This window comes from Rivibacter subsaxonicus, from assembly GCF_004217215.1.
Taxonomy (GTDB): Bacteria; Pseudomonadota; Gammaproteobacteria; order Burkholderiales; family Burkholderiaceae_C; genus Rivibacter; species Rivibacter subsaxonicus.
Genome location: NZ_SHKP01000006.1, coordinates 646,539 through 670,932 on the forward strand (window position 1 = coordinate 646,539; position 24,394 = coordinate 670,932).

General features: G+C 70.3%; 20 protein-coding genes and 1 tRNA gene. 14 read left to right on the forward strand and 7 right to left on the reverse strand.

Features of this window, described 5'->3' with window-relative positions:
* The first annotated feature begins 88 nt into the window (after nt 1–88).
* Entirely contained in the window at nt 89–2,032 is a 1,944-nt protein-coding gene (locus tag EV670_RS12985; protein ID WP_130432702.1) for a sigma-54-dependent Fis family transcriptional regulator, read from the forward strand.
* Between the two features lie 80 nt (nt 2,033–2,112).
* On the opposite strand, the gene EV670_RS12990 is transcribed toward EV670_RS12985, so the two are convergent.
* Together EV670_RS12990 and EV670_RS12995 are read right to left on the reverse strand one after the other, a co-directional pair.
* A complete protein-coding gene (locus EV670_RS12990; RefSeq protein ID WP_130432704.1) occupies nt 2,113–3,534 on the reverse strand; it encodes an FAD-binding oxidoreductase in 1,422 nt (473 codons plus the stop codon).
* A gap of 58 nt (nt 3,535–3,592) precedes the next feature.
* Nucleotides 3,593–4,534 (reverse strand): carbon-nitrogen hydrolase family protein, encoded by a 942-nt coding sequence (locus tag EV670_RS12995; RefSeq protein WP_130432706.1) that lies wholly within the window; start codon nt 4,532–4,534, stop codon nt 3,593–3,595.
* A 105-nt stretch (nt 4,535–4,639) separates the two neighbouring features.
* Here EV670_RS12995 and EV670_RS13000 point away from each other — a divergent pair, with 105 nt between their 5' ends.
* Nucleotides 4,640–5,347 (forward strand): winged helix-turn-helix transcriptional regulator, encoded by a 708-nt coding sequence (locus EV670_RS13000; RefSeq protein ID WP_130432707.1) that lies wholly within the window; start codon nt 4,640–4,642, stop codon nt 5,345–5,347.
* A gap of 104 nt (nt 5,348–5,451) precedes the next feature.
* Here EV670_RS13000 and mfd read toward each other — a convergent pair whose 3' ends face one another.
* On the reverse strand, nt 5,452–8,937 hold the full coding sequence (mfd, locus tag EV670_RS13005; RefSeq protein WP_130432709.1) for a transcription-repair coupling factor: 3,486 nt from the start codon (nt 8,935–8,937) through the stop codon (nt 5,452–5,454).
* Nucleotides 8,938–9,017: 80 nt separating this feature from the next.
* On the opposite strand from mfd, the gene ispD reads away from it, so the two are divergent.
* The 3 genes from ispD to ispF are packed head-to-tail and all read left to right on the forward strand — an operon-like array spanning nt 9,018 to nt 11,168.
* Nucleotides 9,018–10,079 carry a 2-C-methyl-D-erythritol 4-phosphate cytidylyltransferase gene (gene ispD / locus EV670_RS13010; RefSeq protein WP_130432711.1) on the forward strand — a complete coding sequence of 354 codons (1,062 nt, stop codon included), beginning with the start codon at nt 9,018–9,020 and terminating at the stop codon, nt 10,077–10,079.
* A complete protein-coding gene (locus EV670_RS13015) occupies nt 10,079–10,660 on the forward strand; it encodes a GNAT family N-acetyltransferase (RefSeq protein WP_207225060.1) in 582 nt (193 codons plus the stop codon). Before ispD ends, EV670_RS13015 begins: the two co-directional genes overlap by 1 nt.
* A complete protein-coding gene (gene ispF, locus EV670_RS13020; protein ID WP_278044421.1) occupies nt 10,653–11,168 on the forward strand; it encodes a 2-C-methyl-D-erythritol 2,4-cyclodiphosphate synthase in 516 nt (171 codons plus the stop codon). The genes EV670_RS13015 and ispF overlap by 8 nt, the downstream gene beginning before the upstream one ends.
* Nucleotides 11,169–11,273: 105 nt before the next feature.
* Here the strand turns inward: ispF and EV670_RS13025 are convergent, their stop codons facing one another.
* Together EV670_RS13025 and ompR are read right to left on the reverse strand one after the other, a co-directional pair.
* The gene (locus tag EV670_RS13025) at nt 11,274–12,647 is read right to left on the reverse strand and encodes a sensor histidine kinase (protein ID WP_130432870.1); all 1,374 of its coding nucleotides are present in this window, start codon (nt 12,645–12,647) and stop codon (nt 11,274–11,276) included.
* A 303-nt stretch (nt 12,648–12,950) separates the two neighbouring features.
* Nucleotides 12,951–13,685 (reverse strand): osmolarity response regulator transcription factor OmpR, encoded by a 735-nt coding sequence (ompR, locus tag EV670_RS13030; protein ID WP_130432713.1) that lies wholly within the window; start codon nt 13,683–13,685, stop codon nt 12,951–12,953.
* Between the two features lie 231 nt (nt 13,686–13,916).
* Between ompR and EV670_RS13035 the strand changes: the two genes are divergently transcribed.
* The 4 genes from EV670_RS13035 to EV670_RS13050 all read left to right on the forward strand — a co-directional run bounded on the left by EV670_RS13035 (nt 13,917) and on the right by EV670_RS13050 (nt 18,407).
* Complete coding sequence (locus EV670_RS13035; RefSeq protein ID WP_242616943.1) at nt 13,917–15,494, forward strand: DUF1800 domain-containing protein; 1,578 nt, start codon at nt 13,917–13,919, stop codon at nt 15,492–15,494.
* A 22-nt stretch (nt 15,495–15,516) separates the two neighbouring features.
* Entirely contained in the window at nt 15,517–16,707 is a 1,191-nt protein-coding gene (locus EV670_RS13040; RefSeq protein WP_130432872.1) for a DUF1501 domain-containing protein, read from the forward strand.
* 47 nt (nt 16,708–16,754) lie between these two features.
* Entirely contained in the window at nt 16,755–17,486 is a 732-nt protein-coding gene (locus EV670_RS13045; RefSeq protein ID WP_130432715.1) for an SIMPL domain-containing protein, read from the forward strand.
* Between the two features lie 102 nt (nt 17,487–17,588).
* Nucleotides 17,589–18,407 carry a thioesterase family protein gene (locus EV670_RS13050; protein WP_130432717.1) on the forward strand — a complete coding sequence of 273 codons (819 nt, stop codon included), beginning with the start codon at nt 17,589–17,591 and terminating at the stop codon, nt 18,405–18,407.
* A gap of 12 nt (nt 18,408–18,419) precedes the next feature.
* On the opposite strand, the gene EV670_RS13055 is transcribed toward EV670_RS13050, so the two are convergent.
* Together EV670_RS13055 and EV670_RS13060 are read right to left on the reverse strand one after the other, a co-directional pair.
* Nucleotides 18,420–18,908: a hypothetical protein gene (locus tag EV670_RS13055; protein WP_130432719.1), complete on the reverse strand. Its 489-nt coding sequence runs from the start codon at nt 18,906–18,908 to the stop codon at nt 18,420–18,422.
* A gap of 76 nt (nt 18,909–18,984) precedes the next feature.
* On the reverse strand, nt 18,985–19,773 hold the full coding sequence (locus EV670_RS13060; protein ID WP_130432721.1) for a 3-hydroxybutyrate dehydrogenase: 789 nt from the start codon (nt 19,771–19,773) through the stop codon (nt 18,985–18,987).
* A 79-nt stretch (nt 19,774–19,852) separates the two neighbouring features.
* On the opposite strand from EV670_RS13060, the gene EV670_RS13065 reads away from it, so the two are divergent.
* The 5 genes from EV670_RS13065 (at nt 19,853) to phaR (ending at nt 24,337) form a co-directional block, all read left to right on the forward strand.
* On the forward strand, nt 19,853–20,749 hold the full coding sequence (locus tag EV670_RS13065) for an alpha/beta fold hydrolase (protein WP_207225061.1): 897 nt from the start codon (nt 19,853–19,855) through the stop codon (nt 20,747–20,749).
* 90 nt (nt 20,750–20,839) lie between these two features.
* Nucleotides 20,840–23,128, forward strand: a complete 2,289-nt coding sequence (locus EV670_RS13070; RefSeq protein ID WP_130432723.1) for a RelA/SpoT family protein — start codon at nt 20,840–20,842, stop codon at nt 23,126–23,128.
* Nucleotides 23,129–23,171: 43 nt separating this feature from the next.
* A tRNA-Val gene (locus EV670_RS13075) sits at nt 23,172–23,248 on the forward strand.
* Between the two features lie 105 nt (nt 23,249–23,353).
* Nucleotides 23,354–23,599 carry a hypothetical protein gene (locus EV670_RS13080; protein ID WP_130432725.1) on the forward strand — a complete coding sequence of 82 codons (246 nt, stop codon included), beginning with the start codon at nt 23,354–23,356 and terminating at the stop codon, nt 23,597–23,599.
* 135 nt (nt 23,600–23,734) lie between these two features.
* Entirely contained in the window at nt 23,735–24,337 is a 603-nt protein-coding gene (gene phaR, locus EV670_RS13085) for a polyhydroxyalkanoate synthesis repressor PhaR (protein WP_130432727.1), read from the forward strand.
* Nucleotides 24,338–24,394: the final 57 nt, after the last annotated feature.

The following is a 24,394-nucleotide window of genomic DNA, read 5'->3' on the forward strand; positions in this document are numbered from 1 at the left end:
CGCTTGCCGACCCGGCAGTTCCGGCTAGGCTGTAGCTAGGGTCAACAGACCCAAACGGCTCGTCAGAAGCCCGCCTGGAGACAAGATCATGAGCAGCCATGCCCTGGCCACCCGTCCCGCGCCCGCATTGCTACGTGCCGCCCGCCGCCAGTTGCTGGAGACGGGCAGCGTCGGCGACGGCCTGATCGCCGCCACGCTGAGCCACAGCTGGCAGCGCTGCAACGGCTACGGGCTGGCGCCCACCGGCCGCATGCAGGGTGCGCCGCACGCCTCGGCCGCGCAGTTGGCGCGCGCGATCGATCACCGGCACGAACTGGTCTCGCACGCCCGCCCGGTGATGGAGTTCGTGTTCGAGCAGACGCGCGACACCGACAGCATGGTCATCCTGGCCGACCCGCAGGGCATGCTGCTGCAGTCGCTGGGCGATGCCAGCTTCCTCGACCGCGCCGAACGCGTGGCGCTGCGCCCCGGCGCCAACTGGCATGAGCAGTGGCGTGGCACCAATGCGATCGGCACGGCCATTGCCGACGCCGCGCCGATGGTGGTGCACGCCGGCGAGCACTTTCTCGAACGCAACGGCTTCCTGACCTGCACCGCCGCGCCGATTGCCGACCCCGCCGGCCGTCTGCTGGGGGTGCTCGACATCTCGGGTGACCACCGCGGCTACCACCGCCACACGCTGGCGCTGGTGAAGAGTGCCGTGCGCATGATCGAGAACAGGCTCTTCGAAACCCGTCATGCCTGCGGCCTGCGACTGCGCCTGCACGCCCAACCCGAGGGCCTGGGCACGGTGACCGAAGGGCTGCTGGCGCTGTCCGAGGAGGGCTGGATCATCGGCGCCAACGGCGCTGCGCTGACGCTGCTGGGCCTGCCGCAGTCGGCCATCGGCACCAGCATGCTCGAGCGCGTGCTGCAACTCGACATGGCCGCGCTCTTCGCGTGGGGCCGCCAGGGCAGCGGCGCGCCGCACGCGCTGCGGCGCTTCGATGGCGGCACGCTGTGGGCGCGAGTGGAGGCCAGCCGCTCGGTGCTGGCGGCACAGCACAGCAGTGCGGCAGCACGTGCGCTCAGCGTGCCGGCGACCGACGCGCTGGCCGCGCTGGAAACCGGCGACCCGGCGATGGCCGCCACCGCCGGCCGCGCGCGGCGGGTGCTCGACAAGCCCATCGCCTTGCTGCTGCAAGGCGAGTCGGGTGTAGGCAAGGAGGTCTTTGCGCGCGCCGTGCACCAGAGCAGCGGGCGCGCCGCGGGGCCTTTCGTCGCCGTCAACTGCGCCGCGTTGCCCGAAGCACTGATCGAGGCCGAACTCTTTGGCTACCGGCCCGGCGCCTACACCGGCGCCAGTCGCGAAGGCGCCCCGGGGCGCATCCGCGAAGCGCAGGGCGGCACGCTCTTCCTCGACGAGATCGGCGACATGCCGCTGTCGCTGCAGGCGCGGCTGCTGCGTGTGCTGCAGGACCGCGAGGTGGTGCCGCTGGGCGGCGGCAAGCCGGTGGCGGTGGACTTTCGCCTCGTCTGCGCCACGCACCGCAACCTGACGACGGCCATCGAGCAGGGCAGCTTCCGCGAAGACCTCTACTACCGCCTCAACGGCCTGACGCTGCAACTGCCGCCGCTGCGCGAACGCCAGGACCTGGCTGCGCTGACCGCGCGCATGCTGCGCGAGTTGCAGCCCGAACGCGAGCTCTGCCTGGCGCCCGAACTGCAACGAGCCTTTGCCACCTACCGCTGGCCCGGCAACCTGCGCCAGTTGCAGAACGCCCTGCGCACCGCCTGCGCCCTGGTCGACGACAGCGAGGTGCAGATTGGCTGGGCCCACCTCCCCGACGACCTGGCCGCCGCGCTGCGTTGCCCGGCGCCCGGCGTGCGGGCGGAGGCCGACAGCGCCGGCCTGCGCGCGCAAGCCGAGCGCAGCGTGCGCCTGGCGGTGCAGGACTGCCCGGACAACCTCTCGGAAGCCGCGCGCCGGCTCGGCATCAGCCGCAACACGCTGTACCGCAAGATGGCCGAGTTCGGATTGCGGCAGCGCTAGGCTGCGGCGCACGAGGCTCGCGGCCTCGGCTCGCCACCGGCGCCGATCTGCAACACAGAGGCTTTCTTCAAGCTGGCCAGTCAGCCGCTGACGCTCTTCGTGTGTCGGAAGAAGTTCTCGGGGTCGTAGGCGTGCTTGACCGTCGCGAGCCGGTCGAGATTGGGCCGACCATAGGCGGCCTCCACGCGGTCGGGGCCTTCCTCCTCGGTCAGGAAGTTGATGTAGGTGCCGCCGGTCGAGAAGGAACGCGTGGCTTCGAAGCAGTCACGCGCCCACTGGATGTTGACGGCGTCGTCCTCAGACTTCTCCCAGGAGCCGGTGATGTTCAGCACATAGGCCGCGTCGCGGTTGCCTGCTGGCGAGTGCCCGGCAGGCAGGTCGTTCAGCGCCCCCTGGATCTGGAACATCAGGATGGCCGAATGGGGCGATGCGATCCGCGCCGCGTGCGCCACGGCCACGTCGATGAGCGGGCGATCGATGGCGGGCAGGTAGTGCGACTTCCAGTAGTAGCGCCGTCCCTTGGGCTGCGTGGCATCGAGCAGGCTCTGCATCTGCACATAGGGCCGGCGCGTCACGATGTCGGCGATCGGCCGGCCGGTCGCGCGCAGCGGCGCCAGCAGGGCTTCGCCGTCCTCGACCTTGCCCGAATGGCAGACGAAGATGGCGACGATCGGCTTGCCGTGCACCTCCTTCGGCAGCCAGGGCGCCGGCGGCGCGATCCGCAGCACGGCCACGCTGGTGAGTTCGCGCGGCGCCGTGGCGCTGAACGCGCGGTGGGCCTCGAGGACCTGCGCGGCGTCCTCGCCATGCCAGGCGATCGCACCACCCAGGATCTCGGGCCCGACGGGAAAGAGCCGGTACTCGAAGGACGTGACGATGCCGAAGTTGCCGCTGCCGCCGCGCAGGGCCCAGAACAGGTCTGCGTTCTCGTCCGCGCAGGCGCGCAGGACCCGGCCATCGGCCGTCACCACCTCCATCGAGAGCACGTTGTCGCAGGTCCATCCATGGCGGCGCGTGAGGTAGCCGAAGCCGCCACCGACGGTGAGGCCCGCGATCCCTGTCGCGGAGACGAAGCCGAGCACGGCCGCGAGCCCGTGCAGTTGCGTCTCGCGGTCGACGTCGCCCAAGGTGCAGCCTGCCTGCGCGCACGCCGTGCGGCGCACCGGATCGACCCAGACGCCTCGGAGAGTTGACATGTCGATCATGAGCCCCCCCTCGCATACGGCGAGCCCGGCGATGTTGTGGCCGCCGCCGCGCACGGAGCAGAGCAGCCCGTGCTGGCGCGCGAAGCGCACCGCCTGCACGACGTCGACCGTCCCGGTGCAGCGCGCCACCAGGCCGGGACGCCGGTCGATCATCGCGTTCCAGACCTGGCGCGACTCCTCGTATTCGGCGTCTTCCGCGGTCAGCACGCGGCCCTTGAATGCGGCCTTGAAGGACTGCAGGGCTTCGGGCGGGAGATCCACGATCCCGCCATCCATTCGTGTGAGCTTGACTGCCATGGTTGACCTCCTTGGAGAGTGACAAGAGTTCAGGTTCTGCCGACGGCGCGCGACGCGCTCATCCGTCGGCGAAGCGCACGGCTATCGCCGGCGTGCGGCGCACTTGCAGCTCGAAAATGTCCGGGCGCGCGTAGTGCCCGGCAACGTCGAGAGTCCGGCGCGCGGCCGCGACCTGCCCGGCGTCGATCTCCGCATACAGGATGCCCGTCTCCTGGCGCATCGGCCCCGCCACGATCTTGCCCGTGGGGCCGATGACCACCGAGTCGCCATCGTTGATCCATTCCTGTGCATCGGGGAACAGCTCGGCGCGGCCCGGGAAGGCTGGCGGCAGGTCGCTGCCGCACAGCACCGTGCCGCTGCCGATCACCCAGCACCGGCCTTCGAGCGCCACATGCCGCATCGTGGCGATCCAGCCGTCACCGCTGTCGTAGGTGGGCGCGATGTAGATCTCCACGCCCTGCGCGTAGAGCGCATAGCGGGCGAGCGGCATGTAGTTCTCCCAGCAGATGAGCGTGCCGATCCGGCCGACGGCCGAGTCCACCACGCGCAAGCCGGACGCATCGCCCAGGCCATGGACCATGCGCTCGGGGTTGGTGGGCATCAGCTTGCGGTGCCGGTTCAGCAAGGTGCCGTCGGGGCCGATGGTCACGACGGTGTTATAGAGCGTGCCGCCGCCTCGACTGCCATCCTTCTCGTTGACGCCGCACACGATCGTCACGGCGTGGGCGCCGGCGGCCTCGCAGAGCGCCGTCAGATCCCCTCGGCCGATATCGACCGCATTGGCCAGCAGCTGCGCGTGCAACTGCCCCATGAGCGCACCGTCCCGCCCGGCTGCCAGGCGCCAGATCCAGGATGGATAGCCCGGAATGAAGGTCTCGGGAAAGACGATCAGCGAGGCCCCGGCGGCGGCGGCCTCGGCAACCCATTGCAGGGCCTTGGCGATGGTGGCACCGCGATCGAGCAGGACTGGCGCACGCTGGATGATGGCGATCTTCGTCATGGGAATCCTTCCCGGGCAGCCCTTGCCCGACGCGGACAGCATGCGCATGACAGATCACCGAGGCCAGTCCAGAATCTGAAGCGTTTGCGCTTGGAAGGCGAGGCAATGGAAAACACCTACGGCCAGTTCTGCACCGTCGCAAGAGGGGCCGAGGTGCTGTGCGAGCGCTGGACGCCGCTGGTGGTGCGCGAGCTGCTTTGCGGCAGCAAGCGCTTCAACGACCTGCGCCGCGGCGTGCCGCGCATGTCCACCAGCCTGCTGGCACAGCGGCTCCAGCGTCTCGAGGAGTTCGGCATCGTGCGGCGCGTCGCCGCCGGCAAGGTCTGGGAGTACGGCCTCACGGCGGCTGGCGAGGAACTGCGGCCCATCGTCATGGCGCTCGGCCATTGGGGCGCGCGCTGGATCGGCAGCCGCCTGCGCGACGACGAGCTGGATGCGGGCCTGCTGATGTGGGACGTCCGGCGCTTCGCCTGCATCCCGGAATTCCCGACCCGGCCCGTCGTCATCAACTTCCAGTTCCGGGACGCTCGGGCCGGGGAGGGCTCATGGTGGCTGGTGGTCGAGGACGGCGTGGCCGACCTCTGCCGTGATGACCCGGGGCGCGAGTTGACGCTCGTCGTGGATTCGACCGTGCGAGCCTTGACCGAGATATGGGCGGGCGACCGCACACCCCAGCAGGCCTTGCAGTCGCGCGAGATCCGCGTGGATGGGGCGAAGCGCGATGCGCAAGACCTGTGGCGGTGGCTGGGTACCAGCGCGTTTGCTTCGACGCGCCGCGCCAGGGATGCCCCCCGCGACGCAGCGCTGACCTGACGGGCTACAGGGCTGACGCTCGCCATGCTCCGGGCCTGAACGCAGTCCTTGGCCCCAAGTGGCCTCGGTCGCCCTCGACGCCGCAGCCCAGCCGCCCCGCCGACTCAGGCCGCCACCGCCCCCACCGGCTGCCCGAGTGACCTCAGCAGATCCCGTACGAACTGCGCCCGGTCCTTGGGCTCGGACAGCGCGCGCTCGATGCGCAGCTTGTCGTTGCCGGCCAGCTTGATGTGGCGGTTCTTCTGCACCAGTTCGATGATGCGCATCGGATCGACCGGCGCCTTGGGCCGGAAGCTGATGCTCATCAGCTGCGGGCCGGCGTCGATGCGCGTGATGCCGTAGGGCCGGGCCTGCACCCGCAGCCGGTGCAGGTCGAACAGCGTCTGGGCCTGCGTGGGCAGTTTGCCGAAGCGATCGACGATCTCCTCGAGCAGGGTATCGATGCGCTCCAGCTTGTCGGCCGTGGCCAGGCGCTTGTAGAGCGAGAGCCGCACGTGCACGTCGCCGCAATAGGCGTCTGGCAGCAGCGCCGGCGCGTGCAGGTTGATCTCGGTGTTGCTGCCGAAGAGCATGCCGTTCGGCCCGAGCAGGTCGCTGACCTCGGCGCCGCGGCCGGCGCGCAGCTCGCGCACCGCGGCGGCCAGCATCTCGTTGTAGAGCTGGAAGCCGATCTCCTGCATGTTGCCGCTCTGGTGCTCGCCGAGCACCTCGCCGGCGCCGCGGATCTCGAGGTCGTGCATCGCCAGGTAGAAGCCGGAGCCGAGCTCCTCCATCTGCTGGATCGCGTCGAGCCGCTGCGCGGCCTGTTTGGAGAGGCCCTCGACATCGGGCACCAGCAGGTAGGCGTAGGCCTGGTGGTGACTGCGGCCGACGCGGCCGCGCAGCTGGTGCAACTGGGCCAGGCCGAACTTGTCGGCCCGGCTCATCACGATGGTGTTCGCGGTCGGCACGTCGATGCCGGTCTCGATGATGGTCGAGCACAGCAGCACGTTGTGGCGCTGCGCAACGAAGTCGCGCATCACGTGTTCCAGCTGGCGCTCGGGCATCTGGCCGTGGGCGATCGCGATGCGTGCCTCGGGGATCAGCTCCTGCAGCTTGAGCAGCCGGTTCTCGATGGTCTCGACCTCGTTGTGCAAAAAGTAGACTTGGCCGCCGCGCTTGAGCTCGCGCAGCACCGCCTCGCGGATCGTGCCGTTGGTCTCGCTGCGCACGAAGGTCTTGATCGCCAGGCGCCGCTGCGGCGCGGTGGCGATCACGGAGAGGTCACGCAGTCCCTCGAGCGCCATGCCCAGCGTGCGCGGGATCGGCGTCGCGGTCAGCGTCAGCACGTCGACCTCGGCCCGCAGCGCCTTCATCTGCTCCTTGTGGCGCACGCCGAAGCGGTGCTCCTCGTCGATGATGAGCAGGCCGAGGTTGGCGAACTTCGTGTCCTGGCTCAGCAGCTTGTGGGTGCCGACCACGATGTCGATGGTGCCGTCGGCGAGACCCGCCAGCGCGGCCTTGATCTCCTTGGCCGACCTGAAGCGGCTCATCTCGGCCACCTTGACCGGCCACTTGGCAAAGCGGTCGGCGATGTTCTGGTAGTGCTGCTCGGCGAGCAGGGTGGTCGGCGCGAGGAGGGCGACCTGCTTGCCGCCGGTGACGGCGACGAAGGCCGCGCGCAGCGCGACCTCGGTCTTGCCGAAGCCCACGTCGCCGCAGACCAGCCGGTCCATCGGTTTGGGACTCACCATGTCCTGGATCACCGCATGGATCGCGGCGCGCTGGTCCGGCGTCTCCTCGAAGCCGAAGCTGGCGGCAAAGGCCTCGTAGTCCTGCGGAGAGAAACGGAAGGCGTAGCCCTCGCGCGCCGAGCGGCGGGCGTAGAGGGCGAGCAGCTCGGCCGCGGTGTCGCGCACCTGCTCGGCGGCCTTGCGCTTGGCTTTTTCCCACTGCGGCGAGCCCAGGCGATGCAGCGGCGCCTCCTCGGCGCTGACGCCGGTATAGCGGCTGATCAGCTGCAGCTGCGAGACCGGCACGTAGAGCGTGGCCTTGTCGGCGTACTCCAGGTGCAGGAACTCGTTGGATCCCTCGCCGAGGTCGATGTTGATCAGCCCGACATAGCGGCCGATGCCGTGGTTCATGTGGACCACCGGATCGCCCGGGCGCAGCTCGGAGAGGTCCTTGATCAGCGCATCGACATCGCTGGTCTGCTCCTGGCGCTTGCGCCGGCGCAGGGTCGGCGCGGCGTCGAAGAGCTCGGTCTCGGTGACGAGCTGGAGCTGGTGGTCGATCCAGAAGAAGCCGGCCGACAGTGGCGCCACCGTGATGGCGTAGCGGTGGTCGCTGGCCAGGAAGGTGGCCAGCGACTCGACCGCTGGCGGCTCCAGGCGGTGCTCTCGCAACAGCTCGAGCAGGCTCTCGCGCCGGCCCTCGCTCTCGGCGACCAGCAGCACGCGAGTCCTCGAATCGGCAGCCTTGGTGCTGCGTTCGAGATGCTGTTCGAGCTTGCGCATCGGATCCGGCGTGCCGCGCTCGACGCTGAGGTCCGGCAGCGGACGTGCCCAGTCGATGGCCTCGCTGCCACGCAACGAGAGCTGCGCATGCTCGTTGCAGCGCGTGAAGAAGGCCTCGGGCGCCAGGTAGATCGACTCCGGCGCCAGGATCGGCCGCTCGGGGTCATGCTGCAGGAAGCGATGGCGCTCGCGCGTCTCGCCCCAGAACTTCTTCAGCGAATCGTCGACCTCGCCGTGCAGCGCGACCTGGGCAGACGATCCGAAGTAGTCGAACAGTGTCGCCGTCTCGTCGAAGAACAGCGGCAGGTAGAACTCGATGCCGGGCCCGGCGACGCCGTTGCCCATGTCCTTGTAGAGCCGGGCCTTGGTCGGGTCACCCTCGACCTGCTCGCGCCAGCGCTTACGAAAGGCGCCGCGCGCCGCATCGTCCATCGGGAACTCGCGGCCCGGCAGCAGCCGCACCTCGGGCACCGGGTAGAGGCTGCGCTGGCTGTCGGGGTCGAAGGTACGGATCGAATCGACCTCGTCGTCGAAGAGGTCGACGCGGAACGGCACCGACGATCCCATCGGGAACAGGTCGATCAGCCCGCCGCGCACCGCGTATTCGCCGGGAGAAACGACCTGGCTCACATGCTGGTAGCCGGCCAGCGTGAGCTGGGCCTTGAGTGCGGCCTCGTCGAGCTTCTGCTTCTGCTTGAACAGGAAGGTGGTGCCGGCCAGAAAACTCGGTGGCGCCACCCGCAGCAGCGCGGTGGTGGCCGGCACCAGCACCACGTCGAGCTCGTGCTTGCGCTGGTTCTGCAGGATGCGCCAGAGCGTGGCCAGGCGCTCCGAGATCAGGTCCTGGTGCGGGCTGAAGTTGTCGTAGGGCAGCGTTTCCCAGTCCGGAAACTGGGCGAGGCTGAGTTCGGGCGCGAAGAAGCCGAGTTCGTCCTGCAGCCGCTGGGCGTCGGCCGGCTCGGCGCAGACGATCGCCGTGAGCTTGCGCTGCGCGGCGTTGGCGCGGGCAAAGGCGGCCAGCTGCGCGGCGTCGGCGCTGGCCAGCGGGCGCGGCAGTGTGAAGCGCTTGCCGGTGGCGATCGAAGGAAGCTGCATGGAATGGAACCGCAAATGCGCGACGCCCCGCCGCAGTGTGCGGAGGGGCGCGAACGCATGAATTCTAGAATCGCACCCACATGCACATAGCCTCCCCCGAATTCGCCCCTCGCTGCTATGCGCTGGTGCCCTGTGCCGGCGTCGGCGAACGGGCCGGTGTCGGTGGCCCCAAGCAATATCACCGGCTGGCGGGTCGGGCGGTGGTGGCGCACACACTCGAGGCGCTTTCGAAGGTGCCTCGCATCGAGGCCACGCTGGTGGTGCTGGCGCCCGAGGATCGGGTCTTCGAAGAGCATGTGCCGGGTTTTGCCAGCGAGCGCGGCTGGATCGCGCGCTGTGGCGGCGCGACGCGTGCCGAGACCGTGGCCAACGGACTGGCCGAGCTGCTGGCGCGCGGTGCCCAGCCACACGACTGGGTGCTGGTGCACGACGCGGCGCGCTGCCTGCTGCGGTCGGAGTGGGTCGAGCGACTGATCGCGGCCTGCGAGGACGACGAAGTCGGCGGCCTGCTCGCGCTGCCGATCGCCGACACGCTCAAGGACGAGACCGATGGCCGCGTGAGCGCCACCGTCGACCGCCGCGGCAAATGGGCCGCGCAGACGCCGCAGATGTTCCGCCTCGGCCTGCTGCGGCCGGCGTTGGCCGCCGCGGGCGCCAGCGTCACCGACGAGGCCAGCGCGATCGAGGCGCTGGGTCATTCGCCGAAGCTGGTGCCCGGCTCGATCGAGAATCTCAAGCTGACCTGGCCGGGCGATTTCGAGGTCGCCGAGCGCCTGCTGCGGCCGAGCCCGACCGTCGAGATCAAGGCCATGGTGCCGGCCCCGGACCTCGAACGCTCGCTCGCCTTCTACGAGGCGCTCGGCTTCGAGTCGCGCCGACTCGATGCCGACCTCGCACTGCTGCGCTGGCGCGGTGCTTCCTTCCTGCTGCAGCGCTTCGACGTGGCGGCGCATCGCGAGAACTTCGTGATGCTGATGGACGTCGACGACCTCGACGCCTGGTGGGCCGGAGTCGACTGGTCGGATCTGGGCCAACGCTTCGGCGCGCGTGCCAACCCGCCCGCCGACCGACCCTGGGGCCGGCGCGACGCCGAAGTGATCGACCCGGCCGGCGTGCTGTGGCGCGTCGCGCAGGCGGGCTGATGGACCTCATCGAGCTGCAGACTTCCCGCCTGCTGCTGCGTCAGTGGCGCGCCGAGGATCGCGCGCCCTTTGCCGCGATGAACGCCGACCCGCGCGTGATGGAGCATTTCCCGGCGCTGTTGAGCAGCGAGGAGAGCGATGCCCGCGCCGCCAGCGCCGAGCGCCGCATCGCCGAGCGCGGCCATGGCCTGTGGGCGCTCGAGGAGCGCGGCAGCGGCCGCTTCATCGGCTTCGCCGGCCTGGCCGACGTGCCGCCCGGCATCGACGTGCCGGCCGGCGCCGGGCCGGCCCTGGAGATCGGCTGGCGCCTGGCGGCAGGTGCCTGGGGCCAGGGCTACGCCACCGAGGCCGCGCGCGCGGCGCTGGCGACGGCCTTCGAGCGGCTCGACCTCGATCTCGTGGTCAGCTTCACGGCGCTGTCCAACCTGCGCTCGCAGGCGGTGATGCGGCGCATTGGCCTGCAGGCGCTGGGCCGCTTCACCCATCCGCGCATCGATCCGGCGAGCCCGCTCGCCGCCCACGGCCTGTGGGGCCTGCGCCGCAACGAGTACTTCGAGACAACAAGGAATTCCGATGGCTGACCCGACGATCCTGCTGCCACGCATCGGCGAGGGCTGGGACACGCACGCGCTGGTCAGCGGGCGACCGCTGGTGCTTGGCGGCGTGACGATCCCGCACAACCACGGCCTGCTCGGCCACTCTGACGCCGATGCACTGCTGCACGCGATCACCGACGCGATCCTCGGCGCCGCCGCACTCGGCGACATCGGTCGCCATTTCCCCGACACCGACGCCGCCTTCAAGGGTGCGGACTCGCACGCGCTGCTGGCCGAGGCCGCGCGCCGCGTGCGCGCCGCGGGTTACGAGATCGGCAACATCGACAGCACCATCGTTGCCCAGGCGCCGAAAATGGCGCCGCACATTCCGGCGATGGTCGAGCGCATCGCGCAGGCGCTCGGCGTGAGTTCGGCCCAGGTCAACGTCAAGGCCAAGACCGCCGAGAAGATGGGGCCGGTCGGCCGCGGCGAGGCGATCGAGGCGAGGGCGGTGGCGTTGCTGGTGCCGTTGCGCGCCGAGAATGAACGATGACGCTCGTCGCTGCGCGGCAACGCATGAACGATGAATCGGCGCCTTCGACGCCGCTCGCTTGATTCATCGTTCATCCGACGGTGCGCAGCACCGAGGGTTCATCGTTCATGCACGATGCGCCGCCGGCGCATCCGCGCTCTTGAGCCGGATGTGCGCCACCAGCCCGCCGTCGGGAGCGTTGGCCAGTTCGAGTTGGCCGCCCATGCGCTGCACCGCCTTGTCGACGATCGCCAGCCCGAGGCCGGCGCCGGTAGCGGCCGTGCGCGCCGCGTCGCCGCGGAAGAAGGGCGTCGTGAGCTGGGCCAGCTTCTCGGGCGCCACGCCCGGCCCGTGGTCGCGCACGCTCAGGATCACCCATGGCCCGGTGCGCACATGGCCGATCTGCACCCGGGCGATGCCGGTGTCGGTGCCGCGGCCGTAGCGGCGCGCGTTCTCGAACAGGTTGGCGAAGACGCGGCCGAGTTCGGTCTCGTCGGCCATCACCCGCACGTCGATCGCCACGCGGCTCTCGATGCGCAGATGCTCGGGGTCGCGGAAGGCGGCGATCTCGCGGTCGAGCAGCCAGCTCACCGGCACCGCCACCAACTGCGCGTCGCCGGGGCGCGCGTAGTCCATGAACTTGTCGATGATCGCGTCGAGCTGCTCGATGTCGGCGGCCATGTTGCGCTTGGCGTCGTCGTCCTCGACGCTCATCTCGGCTTCGAGACGCAAACGAGCCAAGGGTGTGCGCAGGTCATGGCTGATGCCAGCCAGCATCACCGCGCGGTCTTCCTCGACCTTGGCCAGCTCGCGCGCCATGCGGTTGAAGCCCATGTTGACCTCGCGGATCTCGCGCGTCGCGGTGCGTTCGTCCAGGCGCGAATCGAACTCGCCGTCGCGGATGCGGCTGGCGGCAAAACTCAGCTGCTGCAGCGGGCGGTTGATGAGCCCCGCGACGCCGGCCGAGCCGAGCAGGGTGGCGACCAGCGCGATGCCGATCCAGACGAAATAGGTGCTGTCGTTGACCTCGGCCTGGAGCCGGCGCGGGTCGGCCTGCAGCCAGACCTGGTCCTTGTCGATCGAGATGCCGACCCACAGCCCCCGCGCGCCGTTGACGCTTTGCGCGACCACCGTGCCCGGGCCAAGGCGCGACTGCAGTTCGGCGCTGATGCGGCGCGAGAAGCGGTCGCTGGCGAAGGCCTCGAAGACGTCGCTCGGCTCGCGCGGCAGCAGCTTGACCGACTCCTGGTCGGCGATGCTCTTGACGAGCGCGGTGCGATTGACCTGGTCGGCAAAGCGCAGTGCCTCGCGCGAGACGTTGACCAGGCTCGCGATCTGCTGTGCCGCCTGTACCGCGCGCGGCTCGAATTCGAGCTGGCGCAGCGTGATCAGCCAGGCAAAGATGCCTCCGCCAAGCAGCAGCGCGAGCAGGAAGAAGGTGCGCCAGAACAGGCTCAGCGCAAAGGGACTGCGCCGCTCGCGCTCGCGCTCGATGCCCATCGCGGCGCGGCGCGCGCTGCGTCGGGCCTGGCTCGGCGGCGGCGAGGTGGTCGTCGGTGAGATCGAACTCGGGCTTTGCGACGCCGGTTGCGTTGGCGCGTGGCTGGCCGGGTTCGGCGTGGTCGGCGGTCCTGCCGCAGAGTCGGCCGCGTACGGCCGATGCTGCGGGGCGCGCATTCTCATTTCAGCCATTGCGCGCCCCTACTGCAGGTTCAGGCCGGCGCCGGGCCGCCCCAAGCCGGACTGCGCCCCCGCGGGGGGCAGCCGCGGCGCGAAGCGACGAGCGTGGGGGCCATCATTCATTCAGCCGTTGCCGTCCGGCACAAACACATAGCCCACGCCCCAGACAGTCTGGATGTAGCGCGGCTGGGCCGGGTCGGGCTCGAGCATCTTGCGCAGGCGGCTGATCTGCACGTCGAGGCTGCGGTCGAAGGGCTCGAACTCGCGGCCACGCGCCAGCTGCGCCAGCTTGTCGCGGCTCAGCGGCTGGCGCGGGTGGCGCACCAGCGCCTTGAGCATCGAGAACTCGCCGGTGGTCAGCGCCATCTGCTCGCCGTCCTTGCTCAGGCGGCGCAGCGCGAGGTCGAACTCGAAGGGGCCGAAGCTGACCGTCTGCGGCTCGCGCGCCGGCGCGCCAGGGGCTTCCTGCGTCGGACGCCGGCGCAGCACCGCATGGATGCGGGCCAGCAGCTCGCGCGGGTTGAAGGGCTTGGGCAGGTAGTCGTCGGCGCCGACCTCGAGGCCGACGATGCGGTCGACGTCCTCCACCTTGGCGGTCAGCATGATGATCGGCGTGCTGTCATTGGCCGCGCGCAGGCGGCGACAGATCGACAGGCCGTCTTCGCCGGGCAGCATCAGGTCGAGCACGATCAGGTCGAGCGTCTCGCGGGTCAGCAGGCGGTTGAGCGCCTTGGCGTCCTCGGCCAGCAGGACCTCGAATCCTTCCTGCGTCAGGTAGCGTCGCAGCAGGTCGCGAATGCGGGCATCGTCGTCGACAACGACGATCCGGTCGGCGCGTGTCTTGGCTTCTGCGTTCATGGGCGGCTCCGAAACTTGTAACAGAGGCGATGGTACGCAGCGGCGGCCCTCGCCCCAGCCCATTTTGGGCCGAATCTGACCCGTTGTTACAACACTTGCCGAGAGCTGCCTCCAACTCGCGGGCGGGGATTTACGCAGCTTTACGGTGGCGGCGCCAACTCGGGTCGTCCTGAGACTCAGCATCGGCGTTGTGGTTCGCAACGCCAAGGAAAAGAACACCGAGGAGACCCGATGCCACGCTTGCTGCCACCGCTGATGCGGCCTGTGCTGGGGCTCGTGCTGCTGCTGCTGCTCGCAGCCGGCTGGGCGTGCGCGCTGCCGGTCGTGCTCGACGAGGCGGCCGCGCGCCACCTGCTGCTGCGCACCGGCTTCGCCCCGACGCCGGGGGAAGTGCGGCCCTTGCTTGGCCTGAGCCCGGCGCAGGCGGTCGACCGGCTGCTGGCCGAGGCCGGTGCCGAAAGCCGCCGCGGCGAGCCGCGCCTGGCGCCGCCGGCCTTCACCCGCGAGCCGATCGCCACGACGCTCGGCCGCCTGTCCGACGAGGAGCGCAAGCGCGCGCTGGTCGAGCAGCAACTGCAGATCTTCGAGCTGCGCGGTTGGTGGCTGCAGCAGATGACGCTGTCACCGGCGCCCTTGGCCGAGCGCATGACGCTGTTCTGGCACAACCACTTCGCCACCTCGCAGCAGAAGGTGCGCCAGCCGCAGGGCATGTGGATTCAGCACCGGCTGTTGCGTCGCGAGGCGCTGGGCGACTTCGGCGCGCTGCTGCATGGCATCGCGCGCGACCCCGCGATGCTGGTCTACCTCGACGGCGCCAGCAACCGCGACCGCGCACCGAACGAGAACTTCGCGCGCGAGGTGATGGAGCTGTTCACGCTCGGCGAGGGGCACTACGGCGAGCGCGACATCAAGGAGGCGGCGCGCGCCTTCAGCGGCTGGACCGTCGACCGGGCCGACTGGCAGGCGGCTTTCCGCCCGCGCCGGCATGACCACGGCGTCAAGACCGTGCTTGGCCGCAGCGGCCGCTTCGACGGCGATGCGGTGCTCGACATCCTGCTCGCGCAGCCGGCGGCGCCGCCCTTCGTGGCGGCCAAGCTGTGGCGCGAGTTCGTCTCGCCCGAGCCGTCCGGCGCAGCCGAGCAGGCCGAGCTCGAGCGCGTCGCGCGTCGCCTGGGGCAGGGCTGGCAGATCGCGCCGGCCCTGCGCGAGCTGCTGCTGAGCGAGGCCTTCTGGGCCGAGGCCAACCGGGCGGCGCTGATCAAGTCGCCGGTCGAACTGGTGGTCGGCAGCTTCCGCCAGTTCGGCGTGCGCCAGCCCGACGGCATGGCGGCCGCGCTGATGAGCACGCGCATGGGACAGGCCCTGTTCATGCCGCCCAACGTCAAGGGCTGGCCCGGCTACACCGACTGGATCGACGCCAACCAACTGCTCGAGCGGCGCCGCTTTGCCGAGCGTCTGCTGCGCGGGCGCGACGACGGCGTGGCGCCGATGCTGGTCGGCGCCGAGCCGCCCGAACGCATGGGCATGCGCGAAATGGCACCCGACATGAACGAGCCGATGAAGCGCCGCGAGCGCTTCATCGCCCGCCTCGACCAGGTTGCCGGCCAGCGCATGACGGCCGGCTTCGATGCCGAGGCCTGGCTGGCGCGCCACGGCGCCTGGCCCGACCGCGAACCCACGCCCGCGGCGCGCGCCGCGATCGAGGCCGAGCTGCTCGCCGCGCCGGCGGTCAACCCGGTGCCGGCCGGCACCACCGGCTTGGCCGTGCTGCGGGCGCTAGCGCTCGATCCGGCCTACCAGCTCAAGTGATCGGGGACGCGCAACCATGACGATGCAACGACGCGATCTGCTCGGAGCCGCGGCCGCCACCGCCCTCGGTGGCCTGTGGCTGCCCGGCATGGCGGCGGCGCAGGCACCGCGCGCCAGCGGCGCCGCCGACCGCGTGCTGGTGCTGGTCGAGCTGCGCGGCGGCAATGACTCGCTCAACACGGTCGTGCCTTACGCCGACCCGCTCTACGCGCAGCTGCGGCCGGGCATCGGCCTGCGCCCCGACGAACTGCTCAAGCTCGACCGGGGCCCGCAGCCGCTGGGCCTGCATCCGGCGCTGGCGGCGCTGATGCCGCTCTGGCAGAAGCGCGAGATGGCGTTGCTGGCCGGCCTGGGCTATCCGCAGCCGAACCTCTCGCACTTTCGCTCGATCGAGATCTGGGACACCGCCTCGCGCGCCGACGAGGTGCTCGACGAGGGCTGGATCGCACGTGCGATGGAGGCCGGGCTGCGCGACGCCGGCCGCTTCACGACCGAGGGCGTCGCGGTCGGCAGCGCCGGGCTGGGCGCGCTGGCCGGCGCCAAGGCGGTCTCGCTGACCCGGCCCGAGGTCTTCGTGAACCAGGCGCGCTCGCTCAAGCCGGTGGCGCCACGCGGCAACAACGCGGCGCTCGAGCACATCCTGCGCGTCGAGGGCGATGTCTCGCAGGCCGCCGAGGGGCTGCGCGGTGCGCCGGTGCCGCTCGCCACCGAGTTCCCGCCCACCGCCTTTGGCCAGGCCTGCAAGGCGGTCTGCCAGATCGTCGCCGGCCAGCGCGGCAAGGGCGGGGTGCCGGTGTTCCACCTCACTCATGGCAGTTTCGACACCCACCAGAACCAGCCCAGCCTCCATGCCAACCTGCTGCGCCAGCTGGCCGAAGGCCTGGCCGCGCTGCAGGGCGGGCTGGTCGAGGCCGGCGCCTGGGAGCGCACGCTGGTGCTCAGCTATGCCGAGTTCGGCCGGCGCGCGCGCCAGAACCAGAGCAACGGCACCGACCACGGCACCGCTGCCACCCACTTTGCGCTCGGCGGCGCCGTGAAGGGCGGGGTCCATGGCCGCCAGCCGGCCCTCGACCAGTTCGACGCGAGCGGCAATCTGCACCATGGCGCCGACTTCCGCAGCGTCTGCGCCACGGTGGCGCAGCGCTGGTGGGGCGTCGACCCCGAGCCGGTGGTGCGCGGTCGCTTCGACGCCATCGACTTCCTGCGTACCTGATCCGCGTCCTTCCCGTCTGTCTCACTGTGCATCAAGGAGTTTTTCGCATGCAGCTTCATCGCCACGCCCTGATCGCCACCCTGCTTGCCGCTGCCGTCTGGCTGCCGGCGGCGCGGGCGGCCGAGCCCTCGTTGCCTACATCCACAGCAGCCAACCTGCTCAACCTCGGCGCCAGCGCGAACCTCGAGGTTACCAAGGATCTGCTGTCGATCACGCTGCAGGCGGTGCGCGAGGGCCCCGATGCGGCCGCGGTGCAGGCCGGCCTGAAGCAGACGCTCGACGCCGCGCTGGCCGAGGCCCGCAAGGCCGCCGCGCCGGGTGCGATGGAGGTGCGCACCGGCAACTTCTCGATCAACCCGCGCTTCGGCAAGGACGGCAAGACCAACGGCTGGCAAGGCTCGGCCGAACTGGTGCTCGAGGGCAAGGACATGCAGCGCGTGGCGCAGACCGCCGGCAGGCTGAACGCGACGATGAACATCGTGGGCGTCAGCCAGAGCCTGTCGCGCGAGCTCGCCGAGAAGCACGAGGCCGAGGTCACGGCGCAGGCGATCCAGAAGTTCCGTGCCCGCGCGACCGAGCTGGCGCGCCAGTTCGGCTTCAGCGGCTACACGCTGCGCGAGGTTTCGGTGCAGAGCGGCGAGGGCAGCCCGGCGCCGCGACCGATGTACCGCATGCGCGCCGACGCGATGATGTCCAGCGCCGAGGCGGCAGTGCCGATCGAGGCCGGCAAGGGCCTGGTGACGGCCAGTGTCAACGGCAGCGTGCAGTTGCAGAAGTAGCCTGCGGGCTTCGACCCTCTGGCCCGACGCGGTCATTGCCGCTGCTTAGACTTCGGCCTCCGCATTGCCCGAAGGCGGGCTGCGAGCCGGCCCGATGCCAGCATGACCGAGACCGAGGGACCACCACCCGCCAGTGCCTACGCCGAGGGCGATGAGGGCCGCTACCGGGCCACCGAGCTGACGCGTGGCCCCTGGCATCCCGATCACCAGCATGCCGGCCCGCCGATTGCGCTGGTCTGTCGCGCAATCGAGCGAGCGGCGCTGGAGCACGGGCTCACGCATGTCTCGCGGCTCACCGCCAACCTGTTGCGGCCGGTGCCGATCGGCGAACTGGCGGTCGAGGTGGCCGTCGACTACGCGGGGCGCAACGCGGGCCACTACTCGGCCCGCCTGGTGGCCGGCGCCAAGGAGGTGGCGCGCTTCACCGCGCTGGTCCAGCGCGAGAGCACCGTGCCGCTGCCCGATGCATTGCCGGGCCACCCGTTGCCGGCCGCGCCGCAAGGGCCGGATGCGTCGCCGGCGGCCAGCATCCCCTTCTCCGGCCGGCGTCTTGTCGGCTACGGCGACCTGGTCGAGACCCGTGTCGCGCGCGGGCGCTTCTTCGACGGCCCCTGCGCGACCTGGTTCCGGTTGCGCCATGCCTTGCTCGAGGGCGAGGCGCCGAGCGTCTACCAGCGCGTGGTGGTGGCGGCCGACTCCGGCAACGGCATCAGCGCGATCCTCGACTTCAAGAAGTACCTGTTCGTGAACTCGGACCTGACGATCAACCTGCTGCGCCGACCCCGCGGCGAGTGGATCTGCCTGGACGCGCGGACCTATCTCGGCCCCGACGGCTGCGGGCTTGCCGAATCGGCGCTCTACGACACCGACGGGTTGATCGGCCGAGCCACGCAGAGCCTGTCGATTCGTCTGCGCGAATGAGGCGCCGGCGCCCTAAGGGCAGTTCAGCGACGTTCCCAGGGCGCTGCACAGGCCGCTGGGCCCGACCAGGCTGGGGCCAACCCGCGGCAGGCGCGAGCCGTCACTGGCCCAGCAGCCGAGAGGGTCGCAGCTCACGATGGTCGGTGCCGGACCGAGCCGCGTCGACGGCTTCAACGGGCCGACCGGTGCGGCCGGCGATCGCACCGGCGGGGCGACGACAGGAGGCACGACGCTGATCGGTGGCTGGGCGAAGCGCGGCGATGGCGGCTGCGGGCCCGGCTGGCCGCCCAGGCAGACCGCAGCGGCCTGTCGGCGCAAGACAGTGATGCGACCGCGGACGGCGCGTCGCGCAGATTCGTCGGAACTCGTGCCGGCAGGTGGCGGCAGCAGCGCCAGGTCCTCCTCGGCTCGCAGCGCGTCGAGCGCCTTGGCGCATCCGGCCGATCCGAGCGGATCCGGCTGCTGCGCCAATCCGCCGCTACCGGCCAGCGCGGCAAGCAAGGCGAGAAGGCAGCGATGCATGCAGCTTGGAGCGGGGTCGCGGCGCGGAGTTCGCGCTGCGACCGGTTCCGGCCTCTTATTGAGCCGTCCAGCCGCCGTCCATCGCCCAGGCCTGGCCCTTGATGTTGGCCGCGGCGGCGGAGCAGAGGAACACCGCCAGTTCGCCCAGTTGCGCCGGCGTCGTGAACTGCAGCGAGGGCTGCTTCTCGCCCAGCAACTCCTTCTCGGCCTGCGCCACCGGGATGCCTTCGCGCGTCGCGCGGTCGTCGATCTGCTTCTGCACCAGCGGCGTCAGCACCCAGCCCGGGCAGATCGCGTTGACGGTGATGCCGCTGGTCGCGGTCTCCAGCGCCACCGCCTTGGTGAAGCCGACGATGCCGTGCTTGGAGGCGACGTAGGCGCTCTTGCCGGCCGAGGCCACCAGGCCGTGGGCCGAGGCGATGTTGAGGATGCGGCCCCAGTTCTTCTGGCGCATCGCCGGGATCGCCAGCCGCGTGGTGTGGAAGGCCGAGCTGAGGTTGATCGCGATGATCGCGTCCCACTTGGCGGCCGGGAAGTCCTCGACGTTGGCCACATGCTGGATGCCGGCGTTGTTGACGAGGATGTCGACACCACCGAACTCGGCCGCGGCGTAGGCCATCATCGCCTCGATCTGCTCGGGCTTGCTCATGTCGGCGCCGTGGTAGCCGACCTTGATGCCGAGCTCGGCACCGGCTGCGCTCACCTCGGCCTGCGGCGCGCTCGCATCGCCAAAGCCGTTGAGCACCAGGTTCGCACCTTGCTTGGCCAGTTCGAGCGCGATGCCGAGGCCGATGCCGCTGGTCGAGCCGGTGACGAGTGCGGTCTTGCCCTTCAAGGAACTCATTCGTTTCTCCTGTTTGGATATGCCGGATGCGGCCGTTGCGGTTGGTTAGGATGATTATCGGGACATGAAGGACGCTTTGATGACCGCACCCAGAACCCACCACGTCAGTTGCCTCGACAGCCGCGGCCTGCATCGCATGGTCTACCGCGAGTGGGGCGATCCGGCCAATCCGCGCGTGCTGGTCTGCGTGCACGGGCTGACGCGCCAGGGCCGCGACTTCGACACGCTGGCGCTGGCGATGAGCGATCGCTACCGCGTGCTCTGCCCGGACGTTGCCGGCCGCGGCGAGTCCGACTGGCTGGCCGACCCGATGGGCTACATCGTGCCGAGCTACGCGGCCGACATGGTGACGCTGCTGGCACGCAGCGGCGCGCAGCAGGTCGACTGGGTCGGCACCTCGATGGGCGGGCTGATCGGCCTCGGCGTCGCCAGCCTGCTCGATCGCGAGGGCCGCTCGCCGGTGCGCCGCCTGGTGCTCAACGACGTCGGGCCGACGATCCGGGTCGAGGCGGTGAAGCGCATAGGCAGCTATCTCGGCCTGCCGCAGCGCTGGGCGACGCTGGAGGAGGGCGCCGAGTACCTGCGCAGCATCTCGTCCGGCTTCGGGCCTCACTCCGACGAGACATGGCTGGCGCTGAGCCGGCCGCAGTTCAAGCGGGTGAGTGACGCGCAGGGCGAGGGCTGGATGCCGCGCTACGACCCGGCCATCGCCGTGCCCTTCGGCGCGACCACGCCCGAGATGGCTGCGCTGGGCGAGGCCATGCTGTGGCAGCGTTTCGACGCGCTGCGCTGCCCGACACTGCTGATCCGCGGCGCCGAATCCGACCTGCTCTCGCACGAGACCGCGCTCGAGATGACGCGGCGCGGGCCGAAGGCGAGGCTGGTCGAGCTGCCCGGCATCGGCCACGCGCCGACGCTGGTGGCGCCCGAGCAGGTGGCGCTGGTGCGCGAGTTCCTGCTCGAGGGCGAGGGTTGAAGTGACGACCCCCACGCTCACTGCGTTCGCTGCCCCCCGGAGGGGGCGCAGGCCGGCTTGGGGCGGCCCGGCGCTCGGCCTGAGCCACTCATGAAAACGGCAGGCTTGCTGGCCGGTGCCACCGATGCCGCCGCGCCGATCGTCTGGGTCGCCGGCGGCGTCGCCGAGTCGACACCCGGCGACGATGTCGTGGCCCGCGCGCGCGCCTTCGCCGCGCCGCTGCTAGCCGGCGCGCCACTCGACACCGGCGAGGACGCGCTGGCGCACGCCGACGGTGCGGCCGCGATCCTGCAGGGCATCGGCGCCGCGCCCTCTCTGCGCGCGGCGGCGTACCTCGTCTACGCCGGCGATTTCCTGACCCAGCCCGAGGAACTGATCGCCAAGGCCTTCGGCGCCGAGTACGCGAGCCTGGTGGCGCACACCAGGAAGCTGGTGCAGATCCAGCGCAGCGCCCGCCACACGCTGGCCGACGAGGGCTTCGACGCGGCGCTGCGCAGCGAACAGATCGAACGCGTGCGCAAGATGCTGCTGGCCTTCTCGCGCGACCTGCGCGTGGTGCTGCTGCGCCTGGCCTCGCGGCTGCAGACGCTGCGCCACTACGCGATCACCAAGCAACCCTGCCCGCGCCTGCTGGCGCAGGAGTCGGCCGATGTCTTTGCGCCGCTGGCCAACCGGCTCGGCATCTGGCCCGTGAAGTGGGAGCTCGAGGACCTGAGCTTTCGCTTCCTGCAGCCCGAGGCCTACAAGCAGATCGCGAAGTTGCTGGACGAGAAGCGGGTCGAGCGCGAGCAGGGCATCGAGGCGGTGCGCGAGCGGCTGGCGCAGGCGCTGCGCGCGGCCGGGCTCAAGGCCGAGGTCAACGGGCGCCCGAAGCACCTCTACAGCATCTGGAAGAAGATGCAGGGCAAGCAGCTGGACTTCGGGCGCGTGCTCGACGTGCGCGCGCTGCGCGTGATCGTCGACTCGGTGCCCGACTGCTACGCCGCGCTGTCGGCCGTGCACGAACTGTGGAAGTCGCTGCCCGAGGAGTTCGACGACTACATCGCCCGGCCCAAGCCCAACGGCTACCAGTCGCTGCACACGGTGGTGCTCGACGAGCGCGAGCGGCCGATCGAGATCCAGATCCGTACCCGCGCGATGCACGAGCATGCCGAGAGCGGCGTGGCGGCGCACTGGGCCTACAAGGAGGCCGGCGCCAAGGGCTATGCCGGCGTCACCGCGGCCGGCAACTTCGAGGAGCGGGTGGCCGAGGCACGCCGGACCGTGCTGCGCCAGTTGCTGGCCTGGGAGCGCGAACTGGCCGAGCCGGCGCGCGCCGACGCCAACGCAGCTGCTGGCGGCACGAGCGGTGGCTCGGGCCTGTTCGACGACCGCATCTACGTCTTCACGCCGCAGGGCGCGATCGTCGAGTTGCCGGCCGGCGCGACGCCGGTCGACTTTGCCTACACGCTGCACACCGACCTCGGCCATCGCTGCCGCGGCGCCCGCGTCGACGGCGCGATGGTGCCGCTCAACACGCCGTTGCAGAGCGGGCAGACGGTCGAGGTCACCGCGCTCAAGGAGGGTGGCCCCTCGCTCGACTGGCTCAACGCCGAGCTTGGCTACATCCGCAGCTCGCGTGCCCGCACCAAGGTGCGCGCCTGGTTCAACGCGCTGGCGCAGCAGCAGACCATCGCTCGTGGCCGCGAGGCGGTCGAGAAGCTGCTGCAGCGCGAGGGCAAGACCGCGATCAAGCTCGACGAGCTGGCGTCCAGGCTCGGCTTTCGCCAAGCCGACGCACTGTTCGAGGTGGTCGGCAAGGACGAGTTCTCGCTGCGCACCATCGAGCAGCTGCTGCGGCCGGCCGAGCCGGTGCCCGATGCCGACGAGCAGCTGGCGCAGCGTCTGCAGCGCGCGCCGAGCGAGGCACCGACGGGCGGCAAGGGTGGCGTGCTGGTGGTCGGCGTCGAGTCGCTGCTGACCACGCTGGCGCGCTGCTGCAAGCCGGCGCCGCCGGATGCGATCGGCGGCTATGTCACGCGCGGCAAGGGCGTGGCCGTGCACCGCGCCGACTGCTCGATGTTTCGCCAGATGGCCGGTCGCCAGCCCGAGCGGGTGATCCCGGTGACCTGGGGCGCGGCGGCCGCCAACCGCAAGGGCGAGGTGGCGCTGTACCCGGTCGACGTGATGGTCGAGTCCAACGATCGGCAAGGCCTGCTGCGCGACATCTCGGAGGCCTTCGCCAAGGAGAAGACCAACGTCATCGGCGTCCAGACGCATAGTGCCAAGGGCCTGGCCTGGATGAGCTTCACGATCGAGCTGAGTTCGGTCGCGCGGCTGGCGACGGTGCTCGCCGCGGTGCGCCAGGTGCCCGGGGTACGCAGCGCGCGGCGCAGGTGAGCGCCGAAGGCCGCCGCGTTTCTGCTATAGTTACGGATTCCGCAGGCGCGTAGCTCAGTTGGTTAGAGCACCACCTTGACATGGTGGGGGTCGTTGGTTCGAATCCAATCGCGCCTACCAACATTGCAGAGGAAGGCCGCTCCCCGGAGTGGCCTTTTTCCTTTCTGCCTTGTTGGTGGCATCTGTCTGCCGCGGACGCGTTCGTGCTGAAAGCCCGCTGCCCAGATGACCAAACGCAAAGACCAGATCAAGACGGCCGTCGACGCCGACGGCCTGCGCTACCGCAGCAAGGCGCCGGGGTCGCCCTTCGGAGTCGGCACTACCTACTCCTCGGGCACCATGTCCTGCTTCCTGTGTGGCAAGCATCGCCCGCGCGCGATGCTCAAGACGCGCAAGCTGCTCGGCAAGTCGCAGCCGGTGTGCGCGCCGAGTTGTGCCGAACTCGAGCAGCAGCTGAGCAAGGCCGCCTGAACTCGCGTACGCGAGCTGCCACCCGAGCGGTGGCGGGCCGGGCTTGTGCTGCGTTGCCGCAGACGGGAAAACCCCTCGGCGGGGTGCGAAAGCCGACTCCTAGAATGCTCGGGACCCCACCCTGGAGATCCGAGGATGACCGACCGGCGCGCGCGCGCAGCCAAGGCCGAGAGTGCCGAGGGCCATGAGCCGACCGCCGACGCTGCCGCGTCGGAAGGGTTGCGCATCCTCAAGAAGTACCCCAACCGCCGCCTCTACGACACACGCACCAGCGGCTACATCACGCTGGCCGACGTCAAGCAGATGGTGCTCGGCACCGAGCGCTTCGTCGTGCGCGATGCCAAGACCGGCGAGGACATCACGCGCAGCATCCTGCTGCAGATCATCCTCGAGGAGGAATCGGGCGGGGTGCCGATGTTCACGACCCAGATGCTGGGCCAGATCATCCGCTTCTACGGCCACACGATGCAGGGCCTGATGGGCTCCTACCTGGAGAAGAACATCCAGGCCTTCATCGACATCCAGGGCCGGCTTGCCGAGCAGTCGCCGGCAATCGGCGGTGCCCGCTTCAGCCCCGAGGTCTGGACCCAGTTCATGAACGTGCAGGCGCCGATGATGCAGGGCCTGATGACGAGCTACCTGGACCAGTCGAAGAACCTGTTCGTGCAGATGCAGGACCAGATGCACAAGCAGGCCGAGACGCTGTTCCCGCCGGGCTTCGTCGCGCCGAAGCGCTGAGCGTCCCGGCTCCGCGACCGCTGGCTCGGCCAGCGCACCGGGTTGAGGTGCAAGCCT